Origin of the sequence: Streptomyces rubradiris, from assembly GCF_016860525.1 — a bacterium.
Classification (GTDB): domain Bacteria; phylum Actinomycetota; class Actinomycetes; order Streptomycetales; family Streptomycetaceae; genus Streptomyces; species Streptomyces rubradiris.
The window spans coordinates 360,605-375,310 of sequence record NZ_BNEA01000007.1; the positions used below are offsets into that span (position 1 = coordinate 360,605).

Genomic DNA, 14,706 nt, shown 5'->3' on the forward strand with positions numbered 1-14,706 from the left:
TCAGTTCTCGGCGCGACCGTTCTCCAAGGCCCCCGTCTGCGGTGCCGCCGTGATCTGGACGTGGGCCTTGGCGCGGCCCCATCGGTCCAGCAGCCTGCCCATGCGCTTGGCGGTGTGCAGGGTGATGCTCCGCTCGCCGATCCGCAGCCCGGGATGGCGGTGCAGGATGCGTTCCTCCAGGGTGAGGCAGTCGGCGGGCGAGCGCAGCCACACGGACAGCAGCAGGTTGTCCGGCCCGGTGACCGACGCGCACAGCCGGGTTTCCGGCAGTCCCGCCAGCGCGTGTGCCACGGCCTCGGTGCCGGGTCCCGGGGCGGCGATACGGAACGTGGCGATGACCGGCCAGCCGGCCAGCTGCTGGGTGAGGTCGCACCGGAAGTAGACCTCACCGCCCGCGATCATGCGCGCCAGCCGCCGGCGTACGGTCGTCTCGCTCAGTCCGCACTCCCGCGCCAGTTCGGCGTGGCCGCGGCGGGCGTCGGCGCCGAGCGCGCGCAGGAGCCTGCGGTCGCCCTCGTGCGGTCCGCCGCCGGGCCGTGCACGCGTACGGCTGTCGCCGCCGGTGAGATGCGTGCGCTGGCGTTCGTTGAGCGTGTGCACCAGCCATCCGCTGCCCTCCCGGTACACCCGGGTACAGATGCTCAGCCGTACCGAGCGCACCCCGTCCAGCCGTCCCAGCCGTCCGGTGACGAAGTCGTCCAGGGACGGCAGGTCGTACGCTGCCACGCCCAGGAACAAGGAGTGGTCGCCCGTGGTGCGTTCCACGCTGAACACCGGTCCCCAGCGGCACAGTTCGGTGGTCAGCGCGTCGAGTGCGCCGGGCGCGCAGGCGAGATCGACGTAACCGACGACCGAGGCGTGCTGCGCCGGGTAGGCCGTCATCCAGGCCAGGCCGCCGGCGCTGAGCCGCCGCCAGCGGCGCGCGGCGGTGGTGGCGTCGATGCCGATGACGGAGGCGATCTGCGCCCAGGTGGCGCGCGGCCCCAGCTGAAGGGCCTCGACCAGGGCCAGGTCGGTCTCGTCGAGCCCGTCGGGGGTGTCCGGGAGGGCGGTGTCGGTGGGCGGCACGCGTCTCATCCTGTCAGCACGGACGGCCCGGATGAAGAGCCCCGGCCCGTAACCGGGTTGCCGGATTCCGGCGCCAAGTCCCCGCACGAGCCGGAATCCTGCGATTGCGCGGTGCGAAGCGGCGGACGGTGCAGGGTGTCCGCCAAGCGTCGCCTCGCACGGCGGGAGGACCCCTTGCTCAGAACCACCCGGACCACCGCGGTCCTGCTGTTCACCGCCTGGGCCGTCGACTACATCGACCGGCAGGTGATCAATCTGGCACTGCCGTCGATCGGTGACACCTTCGGTCTCGGCCACGCGGAACGGGGCGTGATCCTCTCCTCGTTCTTCGTCACCTACGCGCTGACGCAGATCCCCGCCGGTTTGGTCGCCGCGCGCTTCGGCGGTGCGCGGGTGGTGTGCGCGGCCCTCGTCCTGTGGTCGGTCTTCACCGGACTGACCGCCGTCGCCTGGTCGTTCGCCGCGCTCGTGGTCTTCCGCTGTCTCTTCGGCGTGGCCCAGGGCCTGTTCCCCGCCGCCGCCATCGACACCCTCAGCCGGCGCAGCCTGCCCGAGCAGCGGCTGACGGCCAACGGCTGGATCCAGAGTTCCAACGCGGTCGGCGGGCTGCTGGCCGCCGTACTGGGCGGGCTGCTGCTGGCCCGCTGGGACTGGCGGGTGATGTTCGCGGCCGTGTCCGTGCTGGGCCTGCTGGTGGTGGTCGCGATCCGGCACGGGCTGCCCGCACCGCTGCCCGCCGAACAGACCGGCCCGACTCTGCGGCAGCCGAAGGGAGCCGCGACCGCCCTGCTGCGGTCCCCGGTCGTCTGGGGCTTCGCGGTGATGTTCCTCGCCTACGACGTCGTCGTGTGGGGGCTCAACAGCTGGAGCGCTTCCTTCCTGATGGAGGAGCGCGGTCTGGCGGTGGCCGACGCGGGGCTGGTGTCCCTGGCGCCGACCCTGCTCGCGGCGGTCGCCGCCGTCATCGGGGGCCGGCTGAGCGACAGGTTCGAGGGGCGCCCCCGGCGGATCGTCGTCCCGGCCATGTGCGTGGCGGCCGGCCTGCTCGTCCTGTTGCCGCTCACCACCACACTGGCCCAGTTCGTGGCGGTCGGCACGCTCGTCAGCGGGGCCGTCGGCCTGTGCTACATGCCGTGCTTCTCGGTGCCCCTGCGCAGCCTTCCGCCGGGCCTGACGGGAGCGGCCTCGGGAATCATCCTCTTCGGCGGCCAGCTGTCGGGCATCATCGTGCCGACCCTGTTCGGTCACATCGTCGACGCCTTCTCCTACCGCACCGCGTTCTGGTCGTTGCTCGCGGGTCCCGTGCTCGCCGTCGCCGCCGTGCTCTGGGTGCCCCAGACCTCCCCCCGTTTCCTGGCGCGTCTGCGCGCCGTCGTCACCGACACCCCGAAGGAGGACGACAGTGATACCTCCGCTGCCGCCCGCCCCGCCTGAGACCGGCCTGAGCCGTGGCCTCGCGGCTCACCTCCCGCACTGGGAGGAGGTGTACCGCGATCTGCACGCCCATCCCGAACTCGCCTTCCAGGAGCGCCGTACCGCCGCCGCCGTCGTCCGGGAACTGGCGGACATCGGCGGGTGGGAGACCACCGAGCGGGTCGGCCGGACCGGTGTGGTGTCCGTCCTGCGCAACGGCGCGGGGCCGGTGGTCTGGCTGCGGGCGGACATGGACGCCCTGCCCGTGCGGGAGGAGACCGGACTCCCGTACGCCTCCGTCGAGCCGGGGCTGATGCACGCCTGCGGCCATGACGTGCACGTCGCCGCCCTGCTGGGGGTCTGCCGGCAGCTCGCCGCCCACCCCGGCGCCTGGAGCGGAACCGTGGTGGCCGTCTTCCAGCCCGCCGAGGAGGTGGGCCACGGCGCGCGGGCCATGCTGGACGACGGTGTCCTCGACCGTTTCCCCCGGCCCGAGGTGGTGCTGGGCCAGCACGTGGGCCCGCTGCCCGCCGGTGTGGTGACGACCAGGCCCGGCCCCCTCATGGCGGCGGCCGACAGCCTCCGCGTCACCCTGTACGGCGCGGGCGCGCACGCCTCCGCCCCCCATCTCGCCGTCGACCCGATCGTGATGGCGGCGGCCGTGGTGCTGCGGCTGCAGACCCTGTCCGCCCGCCTGGCGCCGCTGTCCCCGTCACCGCTCCTCACGGTCGGGGCCCTGCACTCCGGCACCGTGGCGAACGTCATCCCGCACACCGCCGAACTGTTGTGCAGCCTGCGGACGTTCGACGCGCAGACCCGCGAGCAGGTCCTGGCCGGCATCCGGCGCGTCGTCGACGCGGAGGCCGACGCCCAGGGCGCCACCCGTACGCCGGACATCACGACGTACGACTCCTTCCCCCTGACGGTCAACGACCCGGCCGCCACCGAGCGCGTCCTCGCGGCCGTGGGCGCCGCGGGTGCCCTGGGGCACACCCTGCGTGCTCCACTCTCGGCCAGCGAGGACTTCGGCCGGTTCGCGGCGGCGGCCGGGTGCCCGTCGGTGTTCTTCCATTTCGGCGGCGCCGATCCCGGGGACTTCGACGAGGCGGCGGTGGCCGCGCTGGAACGCGGCACGCTCCCGCCGGGCACGGCCACGAACCACTCCCCGCACTACGCGCCCTCCGACCGGCACGCCGTCGCCGCCGGGGTACGCCACCTCCTGGCCGCCGCCGCGTCCTGGCTGGCCCCCCGGACCGGAAGGACAGCCGCATGAAGTGCTGGAAGCCCGTTCTCCTCGCCGCCGTGCTCGCCCTGTCGGGAGCCGCCCCCGCGGCCGCCGCGCGGGCCGGCGCCCCCGTGCCCACGGTGCCCGACTGCGCCTGGGAGCCGCTGGGTTACCAGACGTCCAACGTCGCCTACCCCGACACCAATGCCCGGTACTGGCTGCTGCGGTACACCGTGCGCAAGGGTCTGGCCATCCGGCTCGACGGCCGCTTCCCGGACGCCCGCTACGCCTCCGTCGCCACCTACGACGCCCGGCGCAGCAGCTTCCCGGGCCCGGACGGAACCCCGTCCGCGCTGACCGACCACCAGCTCCTCCCGGACCGGGGCAGCGGCAACCCGTACCGCCGACCCGCCCGTCCCGGCGGCAAGTTCACCGTCACGGTCACGGACACACCCGCGGGCCGGCCCAACGCCCTGCCGCTCGCCCCCGCCGGCACCCCGGAAGGCGCCGAGGGCACCGTCGTCTACCGGATCTACCTGCCGCACGGGAAGTTCCGCCTGCCGAAGGTCACCTTCGTCCAGGACGGGCACCGCGTCCGGGTGGGGACGTGCGCGGACGCCCTGTCCCCCGGCTCTCCCGCCGCCGGAACGCCCTCCGGGCCCCCGTCCCCGGCCGGGGAGGGCACCCCGCCCCCGCCGGCCTTCTCCCGGTCGGGCGGTGCCGGTCTCTACCCCAATCCGGACAACGCGTATCTGAGCGCCGGCTTCGACGCGCCGCCCGCCGGACAGGTCCTCGTCGTCCGCGGCAAGGCGCCCACCGCGACCGCCGGGGACCACGCCCGGCCCTGGCCCGCCGGGAACGCCCAGGTCCGGTACTGGTCGATGTGCGACAACCTGTGGTGGGGGCCGGGCGAGGTGGTCGCCAACCCGCTGCCCGACGGCGGGGTGGACCCCGGCTGCCGCGCGGACTTCGACACCCGTCTCTCCCCGGCCGGCACCTACACCTATGCCGTCGGTACGGAGGAGCAGCGGGCGGTCGTCGAGCGCGTGCCCGGGGTCACCTTCCTGCCGCTGTCCTCGGCCACACCGACCGCCCGGCACCTGCTGATCCTGCGGAACATGGTGGCCGCGCCGGGCTTCGCCGAGGCGATCCAGCGGGTGCCCGCGGGGAGCGACACGGCCCGCACCGCCGAAGTGATGGGCCCGTACTACCCCGAGGCGGCCTATTGCGGCCTGAGTGTGCTCGCCGAGTCGGGGCCGGAGGCCTGCCCGGGGTTCTGAAGCGGTGTGGAACGCCGGGTCTGCGCAGGCCGGTTACAACCTTTCGGCCAGGCCGGCCGTCCAAGGGGAGCCCGGTGCGGAACACCGCGCCGGGCTTCACTTCTTTCCGATCCGGGAGATGTCATGAGTTCTGTCTCCGTCGGCCGTGTGCTGCGTCGTGGCGCGTGCGCCGGAGCCGTTGGGGCGTTGCTGGTCGCCGGTCTCGGCAGCGGGGTCGCCTTCGCCGACGAGCCGCAGACCGACCAGTTGTGGATCCAGGCGCCGTACGAGCAGGCGGTCACCGTGGGCGCGGACGGCGCTGCCGGGGAGTACCGGTCGCTGGCGCTCGGCCTGTACCACGACAACTCCAACTTCACCGTGACCGAAGGCCGGTTGACCGTCGATGTCTCGGGGCTGGCCGGGGCGGTCGACGTGGTCTGGCCCGACAACTGCGTGCCGGACGACGCCGGTACGGTCGCCGTGTGCGACACCGGGGACGTGCCCACCGGTTACACCCGGCAGGTCGAGCTGAAGGTGCGGGCCGCCGCCGGCACCGGCGTCGGCGCGGTGCAGGGCGCGATCGAGTACTCGGCGGAGGCCACCGGCGGGCCCGACGGCAAGCTCGTCGCCCCGCGCTCGGAGACCTTCCTCACCGTCGGCTCCGGCCCGGACCTGGGTGTCAGCGCCTCGCAGAGCGTGCGGGACGTGGTGCCCGGGACCACCCTCACGGTGCCGTTCTCCGTCACCAACACCGGTGACCAGGCGGCCCACGGCTTCAGCGTGAAGCTGTGGGCGACGTACGGCCTCGACATCGCCACCCGGTACCCGCAGTGCGCCTACGTCGGGCCGGACGCCGACGGCAACGAGTACACGCCCATGACGCACGTGACGTGCTCCTTCGACACCGACATCGCGCCCGGCGCCACGGTGGAACTGCCGGAGCCGCTGCGGCTCGCCGTGACCGGCCACGCGCTGTACGAGCGGTTCGACTACGAGGTGCAGCCGGGCGGCGGCGCCACCGACCTCGACGTCTCGGACAACTACCAGGCCTGGAGCATCAACGCCCGCAACACCGCCGACTTCGCGGTGCACGGCACCCAGGTGAGCGGCCGGGCCGGGGACACCGTCACCGCCGCCTTCCGCTTCACCAACGGGGGCCCGGCCTGGGTCGGCAACGTCAGTTCCGGTGACCCGGTCGCCGTGATCGACTTCTACCTCCCGGAGGGCACCACCGCCACGTCCGTGCCGGACACCTGCAACGCCGCCGGGTCGTCGCACTACGCCTGCACCCTGCCGATGTGGGCCAAGCCCGGCCTGGACGTCAGCTTCCCGTTCCAGCTGCGCGTCGACCGGGTCGTTCCCGACGCGACGGGCCGTGTCGTCGCCCGTCCCGACTACGGCACGTCCTTCGCCTTCGACCCGGACAGCGGGAACAACTCCACGACGGTGACCGTCAACCCGTCCGCCTGACGGCGAGGAGCGGGGCAGGCCGGCGGCCTGCCCCGCTCGCGGTTCCCTCTCTTGTGACCGGCTACGCCTCGGCGCGGGTGAGCACCGCCTCGTCGACCGGCGGCCGCTCCCCCGGGGAAGGGGAGGTCCGGGCGGCGTGGACACGGTCGAGCAGCGCCGGGTCCGGGTGGGCCTGGAGCGCGGTGAGGAGCAGCCGCCACAGGTCGTGCAGGTGCTGCTCGATGTGCTCGCGGCCATCCAGGGCGTCGGAGACGGTGTGGAGGCCGAAGAACGCGCAGACCACGCTGTGCGCGGCGGGCACCGGATCGACGCCGTCGGCGAGTTCGCCGTTGGCGCGTGCCTCGGCGAGGAGTTCGGTGACGACCTCGATCCAGTCGACGAACGGCGTGGGCAGCGGAGCGGCGATCGCCTTGCGTTCCATCCACAGGCGTGAGCCGGCCCGTACGACGACATCGTCCCGGAAGGCGCGGGCGACGGTGAAGCTCAGCGCCACCAGTTTCTCCAGGGCCGGGCGGCCCGTGGAGCGATGGTGTTCGATCATGCGCGGCCAGGACGCGAAGTGCTCCTCGACCACGGCGAGGGCCAGTTTCTCCTTGCTGGCGTAATGGAAATAGATGGCGCCGCTGGTGCGCCCGGAAAGTGCGCTGATATCGCTGATGCTGGTCCCGGCATAACCCCGTTCATCGAACAATTGTGCCGCGGTTTCCAGCAGAGTCCGCCGTGTCAGATTCGCTCGCACGCGTCGCAACCTTTTTCCGAGGTTCTCGTACCTCACCTGCCGCTAGGCAATGTAGTACCCGAGCCCGCCCGGACTGTCGAGTCGGTGTGCGGAACGCGCCGAACTGCGGTCTGCTGGGGGAATGGACGCTCGAATCCGTGGCACCGCCGCAGAGCCGCGGGACCTGAGCTGGTCGCGCACGGTCCCCCGGGAACTGGTCCACCGGGCGTCCGTGGCGGAGGTTCTGCTCACCGACGTGCTACGCGTCGACTCGACGCGTTTCCTGGCGGCCGCCTGCTGGTCGCGGTCGCATCCCACCTTTCCGGTCGACGGCCATGCCGTACATCATCCGCTGATGGTGGTGGAGACGTTACGGCAGCTGGGTATTTTCATCCCTTTGCGCTACCTCGGCGTCCCGGTGGACACCCGCATGCTGATCACCGACGTGTTCTTCACCACGGAACCCGGAGCGCAGCCACGGGCCTCCCACAGCGCCACCCAGGTCACCTGCCGGGTGCGGGTCACCGGGCTGCGCTCCGGTTCCGACGGGGCCATCGCCGGGATGCGGCTGCACGCGGAGTTCCTGGCCGGCGGCGCGGTATTCGCGAGGGCCGGCGGCGGTGCCCGGCTCCTCTCCTCCGAACGGTATGCCGCCTTGCGCGGTCCGCTGACGGGCACCTGCCAACCCCCGGCGTCGGCCGGGCTGCTCCGGCCCGACCCGGCACGGCTCGGTGTGCCCCATGCCCGGGACGTGGTCATCGGCTGCGCCGGCCACTCGGGACGCGCCGGTCCCGGCGGCGACGGCCGACGCCGCCGGGACCGGCCGGACCCGCAGGAGGTGCTGGTGGACGCGGCCGACCCCTGGCATCCCTTCTTCTTCGACCATGCCACCGACCACGTGCCCGGGATGGTGCTGCTGGAGGCGGCGCGCCAGGCCGCCGCGCTGGCGAGCGACGGGGCCCTGTCCCGGCCCACCGGTGTCCGGCTGACGGCGCTGCGCTTCACCGAGTTCTCGCCACCCGCGCGGATCGTGTGCGTGCCGCACCACCGCACCTGTACCTTCCGGTTCGAGCAGGACGGCGAATGCCCCGCTTTCGGCGTTCTGCACTACCAATCACCCTTGCGAGCGTAACTTGACGTCATCGCTTGACTGCTATGCGTGACCAAACCTAGCGTAACGATCGTTATGTTCCCTGGTGGGACTAGTCCGTACGGGCGTCAACGGCCGACCGTACGACTTCCGGCCCCGCCCGGAACCCTGCGCCGCCCCGCGCACACGGGTGGCCCGTCGGCGCCGCTCGCACCCTCGCGGTGAGAGGACGTCACGCACCGGTCTGCGCTCTCGCGGCCCATCCGAACGGAAAGCACACAGATGGCGCTTCATCGCATCCTTTCCTGGACACCGGCGGCCGTCGTCTTCGACTGCGACGGCACGCTGCTGGACACCGAACGACACTGGGAGACCGCTCGCCGGCGGGTTCTCGACGACGTGGGCCTCACCCCCGCCGCGGGCTTCGCGGAACGGGCCAAGGGCCTGCACTACACCGAGTGCGGGCAGCTCATGGCCGACGAGGGAGGCCGTCCCGAACTGGGCCGGGACCTCGCCGACCGGCTGCTGGGGCACTTCCGCGCCCTGGTCTGCGACCATCCGGTGACCATGCCGGGCGCCCGCGAACTGGTGCGGGCGGCGGCCGCCTTCGCCCCGTTGGCCATCGCCAGCAACTGCCCCCGTGACGTGGTCGAACCCGGTCTGGAAGAGGCCGGGCTGCTCCGTCACTTCCGCGCCGTGGTGGTGCCCGAGGGCACGATCCGGCCCAAGCCCGACCCGGACGTCTACCTGACGGCCGCCCAGCGCTGCGGCGCCGATCCGGCCGACACGATGGCGGTCGAGGACACACACTGCGGGATCCTCGCCGCGGTCCGGGCCGGACTGACGGTGCTCGGCGCCGGCCCCTGGCCCGGCGAGGAGACGGCCGCCCTGACCGATCTGTGGGTCGAGACGCTGGAGGACCCCCGGATCATCCGCTGGGCCACCGAACGGACACCGCTTCGGACCTCGCCGCCGAAGCCCGCCGCGGCTCCGTCGCCGACCGGTTCCGGGCTCCAGCAGGCCACGGCTCCGTGACCGCCGTCCCGCGACGGGTGAACGGTGGCCCGGGTCCGTCCCCGGAAGGCGGCCCGCCGCTCGTTCAGTCCGGCCGCCGCGGCGCCGCATCCGTGACGGACGGCGGCAGTCCGGTGACCACGCCGCCGGCTGAGGAGAGCAGCAGGCCGACGCCCACCGCACCGGGGTCCGGCACTCCCCTGCCCCGCTCGCCGACGTAACTGGCCCGGCCACGGCGCGCACGCAGGCGTGCCGTCAGGCGCACCCCCTCCCATGCGGCGCGCGACGCATGGGCGAGGGCCACCCGGCTGCCGACCTGCTCCGGACACACGCGCAGCGCCTCGCACGCCGGGTACAGGGCATCCACGAGGGTCTTGTCCCCCGGCCGCGCCTCACCGACCCGCTGTACGGCGGCGAGCCCACCGGTGAGACCCGCCCGCAGGGCGGCCACGTCCAGTACCGGGCCGACCGCCGCCAGCGCCAGTTCCGTCAGCAGCAGCCCGAACAGCGGGCCGCTGGTGCCGCCGACCCCGTCCAGGAAGACGGTCGCCACCGTCCGCAGCGGTCCGCCGGCCCGCCCGGCCGCAGCCGGTGACACCGGCCCCGCCCGGTCCAGGGCGCGCACGGAGGCGTCGAGTCCCGAGCGGAGATTCGTACCGAAGTCGCCGTCGCCCACCCGCTGGTCGAGCGCGGTGAGTTCGGCCTCGGTGGCCCGGACGGAGGCGGCGAACCTCCGCATCCAGCCTTCCGTGAAGGCCGCGTCCGCGACGGGGATGTCCGTCCACGTCGTGCTCGCGACAGTGCTGTCCGGGGATGCCGCGTCGTCCTGCGCCGAGTAGTGCTCCAGCATGGTGCCACCTCCTGCCCGCCCTTGGTCACCGGGGCCATGAGGGCGTGTGCGCGGGCGCGTCGAACCACTTGACCGTCTCCGGGTCCGCACGCATCAGCGTGAGCGAGAAGCCGCGCATGTCCAGCGCGGTCACGAAGTCGCCCACGAGGACGCGTTCGAGGACCGGTCCGCACCGGTCCAGCCGCGCCGCGAGTTGCCGCGCCACGCCGTACAACTCCAGACGCGTCACCCCGCCGAGCCCGTTGACCAGGGCGATGACCGAGTCGCCGGCGGCCGGGTCCAGCGCCGCCAGCAGTTCCTCCGTCATCCGGGTGACCAGCTCGTCCAGGGCCGGCCGGGACTCCGTACGGCGGGCCCGCTCGCCGTGGATGCCGACCCCCCACTCGAGGTCCCCCTCGGCGAGGTCGAAGGCGGAACGCCCCGTGGCCGGAGTGCGATGTGCGGCCGAGGCGACCGCGAGGCTACGGCAGCGGCTCACCAACTCGGTGCCTATGTCGGCGAGTTCGCGCAGCCCGAGGCCGGTGTCCGCGGCGGCCCCGAGGACCTTCTCCACCAGTACGGCGGCCCCGGTGCCCCGACGGCCCGTGGCCGACTCGGACGAGTCCGACGCCAGGTCGTCGTCGATCAGCACGCGGGCGCAGTCGATGCCCTCATGGGCGAGCCGCTCGGCGGCGATGCCGAAGTTGATACGGTCCCCCGTGTAGTTCTTCACCAGGTGCAGCACGCCCGCGCCGCGCGACACGGCACGGGAGGCGTCGAACACCTGGCGGTTGTGCGGGGAGGCCATCAACTGGCCGGGGCACACGGCGTCCAGCATGCCCGCGCCGAGGAAACCGAGGTGCAGCGGTTCGTGCCCGGAGCCGCCGCCCGACACGATCGCCACGCGGCGGCCGGGAGCCGGGTGCCGGGCCCGGAAGAAGCCGGCCGCCTCGTCGTGGACGACGAGGTCGGCGTGGACCCGGGCGAACCCGGCCAGTGCGTCGGGGACCATTCGGTCGAGCGAATTCGTGAAGTACACCACTGGCCGGCCTCCCAGACGTCCTCGGCCTCGCAGCGCCCCGGAAGCGGGATGCGGGAGGCCGGAAACCACGGTGGGTCGATCGGAGGCACGTCATCCACGGACGCACAACCCGAGATGCTGCCTCGTGTGTCTCCGGGTCTCACCTGCCTTACGGCGGTCCGCCTTGCGGCTGTCGCCCTCGGATCCGTCTTTCCGGCCATGCTGCGGCTCGCCGGCCGCGACGGCAACTCGAGCCCGGCCGCGACGGCCGCCGGGCAGACCCGAGGCGCTCGGTGCATGCTTGATGTGATCGGCTGATCGCCCGGTGGGCTGCGTGGATACAGCACGAGGCGTCCTTGGCGGGCCCGGGTGCCGCGCCGGGGCGGCGGTGCCGACGCTCCCCCGCCCTGCCCTCGGGGTCACTTGACGGAGCCGCCGGTGATGCCGGCGGCGATGTACTTCTGCGCGAGGACGAGCAGGATCGCGGCGGGCACCGCGGAGAGCACGGACGCGGCCATCACCGAGCCCCAGTCGCCCACGTGCGCGCCGATGTACTGGTAGATGCCCAGCGTGACCGGCTTGACGTCGTCGGTGGTGTTGAGGGTGAGCGCGAACATGAAGTCGCTCCACGAGAACAGGAAGGCGAACAGGCCCGAGGTGATCAGGGAGTTGCGGCTCATCGGCAGCACCACCCGCAGGAAGGTGCGCAGCCGTCCCGCCCCGTCCATCTCCGCGGCCTCGATCACCTCGCCGGGTATGGACTGCATGAACGACCGCATCAGCACGATGGAGAAGGGGATGCCCAGGGAGGCGTCCGCGAGCATCAGGCCGAAGTAGGAGTTGACCAGGCCCAGATCGACGTACGAGGTGTACAGGGCGTTGGCGATGACGATGCCGGGCACCATCTGGGTGATCAGGGTGCCGAACACGATGGTGCGTGTGCCGCGCAGCCGGAACCGGGCCAGCCCGTAGGCGGCCGGGGCCGCGATCGCCAGGCAGATGACGACCGCGCCGAGCGAGACCAGCAGCGAGGTCAGCAGATGCCCGCCCTGGTCGTCGAGCGCCTTGGTGAAACCGGACAGGTCGAGGCGGTGCGGCACCGGATCCACCTCCAGCAGCCCGGCCTCGGGCTGGAGCGCGGTGTCGAGCATCCAGTACAGCGGGAAGAGCATCACGGCCAGGACGAGCGCCCCGGCCACGGTGGAGCCCCAACGGCGTCGGCGCGTACGCGGTTTCACGTTCTCGGCGGCCATCGCCGGTCACTTCCCCTCGGTGCGGTTGGCCCGCAGGTAGAACACCGCGAAGACCGCGGAGATCAGGATCAGTACGTTGCCGACGACGGCGCCGGCCCCGAAGTCCAGCCGTACGAAGGAGTTCTGGTAGGTGAGCGTGCCCAGGGTCTGGGTGGCGTCGGCGGGACCGCCGTCGGTGAGGGCGAGGATCAGGTCGAGGATCTTGACCGTCGACATGAAGCCCAGGACGAGGACGACCGTGATGACGGGACGGAGCGTCGGCAGGGTGATGGACCGGAAGGTCCGCCAGGCGGAGGCGCCGTCCAGGGCGGCGGCCTCGTACAGCTCGCGGGGCACCTCCTGGAGACCGCCGTACAGGATGACCATGTTGAACGGGATTCCGATCCATATGTTGACCAGAATGACCGAGAGCAGCGCCATGTGCGGACTGGTCAACCATGGAGTGTGTCCGTCGAGACCGATGGCGTCCAGGAAGGAGTTCAGTACACCCGTGTCCTGGTCCAGGATGCGTCGCCACACGATGCCGGAGACCACCATGGGCACCAGCCAGGGCAGCAGGATCAGCGACCGCAGGACGCCGTTCAGCGGGAACCTGCGGGTGAAGAAGACGGCGAGGGCGAGGCCCGCGCAGAACTGGCCGAGCAGCGAGCCCGCGGTGAAGACGAGCGTGTGCCACAGTGCCTTGCCGAACAGGGCGTCCCGGAAGACGGCCGACCAGTTGTCGAACCCGTTGAGGGGCGCCTCGCCGGTGAAGAACGTCTTCGGCGTGTAGTGCTGGAAGCTCATCACGACGTTGCGGACGAGCGGGTAGCCGAAGAACAGCAGCATGAACAGCACGGCGGGGGCGACGAACCCCCACTGGGCGAGGCGTCGCCGGTACCGCGGCCGGGCGGCGGCCGGTACCCCGGCCGTGGGCGCCGCGCCGCGCGCGGTGACGGTGGGCGTGGTCATCTGCGCGTACCTCAGTTCCCGCTCGTGGCCCGCTGCTGGGCTCGCTGGAGGGCGGCCTGGCTGGACTGGCCGGTCAGGGCGGCCTGGAAGGCGCTCTGCAGGGCGAGCGACACGGCCGGCCAGCCGGCGCCGAGCCGGGCCGTGCGGGACCGGGCCGTGGCCACCTGGTCGGCCAGCGCGTCCAGTTGGGGCACCTGCCCGCGCCAGACGGCGGCGGCCTTCCCGTTCGCCGGGACCATCCAGCTGTTGCGCGCGTAGGTGAGCTGCTCGCGCTCGCTCGTCAGGCAGCCGACGATCTTCCCCGCCATCCGTTCCCGCCGTTCGTCGCCGGTGTCCGGGACGGTGAGCACGGCTCCGCCCAGCGGGGCCACGGACTCGGCGCCGGGCTTCGGCACGGGAATCCGCGCGATGCCCCAGTGCAGGGACTTCTCGGTGTTCAGGGTCTCGACCTGCCACGGGCCGTTGATCATCATCGCCGCGTTGCCCGCCATGAACTGGTCGTTGACGTCGGCCTGGGTCCAGCCCACCGTCGACTTCGACAGCGAGCCGTCCTTCAGCAGGCTCTTCCAGTAGTCCAGCGCCTCGACGACCCTCGGCCCGTCGAGGCGGGTCTCGTCGCCGCCGTTGGACCACATGAACGGCGTGAACTGGAAGACGCCGTCCTCGGCGCCGCCCGCGCTGAGCGCGAGTCCGTAGCGCTTGCCCCGGGTCAGCTTGCGCGCGGTCTCACGCAACTCCGCCCAGGTGGTGGGCACTTCGAGGCCCGCCTGGCCGAGGAGGTCCTTGTTGTAGAAGAGTGCGAGCGTGTTCACCGTCCGGGCGGCTCCGTAGTACGTCCCCCGGTAGGAGCCGAAGTTGACGATGCCGCGCGGCACGCCGTCGGTGTCCAGGCCGAGCGTCCTGAGGTCGGTCAGCCCGCCGGCCTCGGCGAACACCGGCATCTCCGAGGCGTCGAACTGCACGATGTCCGGCAGCGACTTGGAGGAGGCCATGCGCAGTGCCTTGGTCATCACCTGGGCCGCCGGGACGCTCTGCTGCTCGACGGTGACGCCGAGCCGCTCGCCGCACCGGGCCATCGCCTCGGCGTCCCAGCGGTGGTACGTCTCGTCGGTCGAGGAGTTCAGCACGGTGTAGACGGAGCCGTCGCGCTGCCGGCCGCAGCCGGTCAGTGCCGCCCCGGCGAGCAGGGCGCCGACCACGGCGAGAGGTATCACGGCCTTGCGGGAGCGTCTATTGAAGCGCTTCGACATGTGCGGCCCTTGCTGTCGTACCGTCCGGCAACGGTGCCGGACGCCTTTGTTTATGGTGATGACTAATACGCCATGCACGGGCCGTCGCGCCAGACCCGAGCACATCCACTTTCGTCCGCGCTGCCGGTGGCGAGTGGCTGGAAAC

General features: G+C 72.4%; 13 protein-coding genes. 6 read left to right on the forward strand and 7 right to left on the reverse strand.

From position 1 onward, the window contains the following. A complete protein-coding gene (locus Srubr_RS10925) occupies positions 1-1,068 on the reverse strand; it encodes an Lrp/AsnC family transcriptional regulator (RefSeq protein ID WP_229926503.1) in 1,068 nt (355 codons plus the stop codon). 174 nt (positions 1,069-1,242) lie between these two features. Between Srubr_RS10925 and Srubr_RS10930 the strand changes: the two genes are divergently transcribed. The 4 genes from Srubr_RS10930 to Srubr_RS10945 all read left to right on the forward strand — a co-directional run bounded on the left by Srubr_RS10930 (position 1,243) and on the right by Srubr_RS10945 (position 6,435). Further along, positions 1,243-2,502 (forward strand): MFS transporter, encoded by a 1,260-nt coding sequence (locus Srubr_RS10930; RefSeq protein ID WP_189991102.1) that lies wholly within the window; start codon positions 1,243-1,245, stop codon positions 2,500-2,502. After that, a complete protein-coding gene (locus tag Srubr_RS10935; RefSeq protein ID WP_229926504.1) occupies positions 2,471-3,754 on the forward strand; it encodes an amidohydrolase in 1,284 nt (427 codons plus the stop codon). Before Srubr_RS10930 ends, Srubr_RS10935 begins: the two co-directional genes overlap by 32 nt. Continuing rightward, entirely contained in the window at positions 3,751-4,986 is a 1,236-nt protein-coding gene (locus tag Srubr_RS10940; RefSeq protein ID WP_189991104.1) for a hypothetical protein, read from the forward strand. Before Srubr_RS10935 ends, Srubr_RS10940 begins: the two co-directional genes overlap by 4 nt. Before the next feature lie 123 nt (positions 4,987-5,109). Next, entirely contained in the window at positions 5,110-6,435 is a 1,326-nt protein-coding gene (locus tag Srubr_RS10945) for a CARDB domain-containing protein (protein WP_189991106.1), read from the forward strand. A 61-nt stretch (positions 6,436-6,496) separates the two neighbouring features. Here Srubr_RS10945 and Srubr_RS10950 read toward each other — a convergent pair whose 3' ends face one another. Continuing rightward, positions 6,497-7,174, reverse strand: coding sequence for a ScbR family autoregulator-binding transcription factor (locus Srubr_RS10950; protein WP_373313381.1), 678 nt, complete (start codon positions 7,172-7,174; stop codon positions 6,497-6,499). A 121-nt stretch (positions 7,175-7,295) separates the two neighbouring features. Here Srubr_RS10950 and Srubr_RS10955 point away from each other — a divergent pair, with 121 nt between their 5' ends. Then, positions 7,296-8,285: a ScbA/BarX family gamma-butyrolactone biosynthesis protein gene (locus tag Srubr_RS10955; protein WP_189991110.1), complete on the forward strand. Its 990-nt coding sequence runs from the start codon at positions 7,296-7,298 to the stop codon at positions 8,283-8,285. A gap of 240 nt (positions 8,286-8,525) precedes the next feature. Further along, positions 8,526-9,278, forward strand: a complete 753-nt coding sequence (locus Srubr_RS10960; protein ID WP_189991112.1) for an HAD family hydrolase — start codon at positions 8,526-8,528, stop codon at positions 9,276-9,278. 64 nt (positions 9,279-9,342) lie between these two features. On the opposite strand, the gene Srubr_RS10965 is transcribed toward Srubr_RS10960, so the two are convergent. From Srubr_RS10965 to Srubr_RS10985, 5 genes are all read right to left on the reverse strand, one after another. Further along, on the reverse strand, positions 9,343-9,996 hold the full coding sequence (locus Srubr_RS10965; protein ID WP_229926542.1) for a DAK2 domain-containing protein: 654 nt from the start codon (positions 9,994-9,996) through the stop codon (positions 9,343-9,345). A gap of 136 nt (positions 9,997-10,132) precedes the next feature. After that, positions 10,133-11,098, reverse strand: coding sequence for a dihydroxyacetone kinase subunit DhaK (locus Srubr_RS10970; RefSeq protein ID WP_189991116.1), 966 nt, complete (start codon positions 11,096-11,098; stop codon positions 10,133-10,135). 428 nt (positions 11,099-11,526) lie between these two features. Next, positions 11,527-12,360 carry a carbohydrate ABC transporter permease gene (locus tag Srubr_RS10975; RefSeq protein WP_189991118.1) on the reverse strand — a complete coding sequence of 278 codons (834 nt, stop codon included), beginning with the start codon at positions 12,358-12,360 and terminating at the stop codon, positions 11,527-11,529. Between the two features lie 6 nt (positions 12,361-12,366). Beyond that, complete coding sequence (locus Srubr_RS10980) at positions 12,367-13,311, reverse strand: carbohydrate ABC transporter permease (protein WP_189991120.1); 945 nt, start codon at positions 13,309-13,311, stop codon at positions 12,367-12,369. An 11-nt stretch (positions 13,312-13,322) separates the two neighbouring features. Then, positions 13,323-14,561, reverse strand: a complete 1,239-nt coding sequence (locus tag Srubr_RS10985) for an ABC transporter substrate-binding protein (RefSeq protein ID WP_189991122.1) — start codon at positions 14,559-14,561, stop codon at positions 13,323-13,325. Positions 14,562-14,706: the final 145 nt, after the last annotated feature.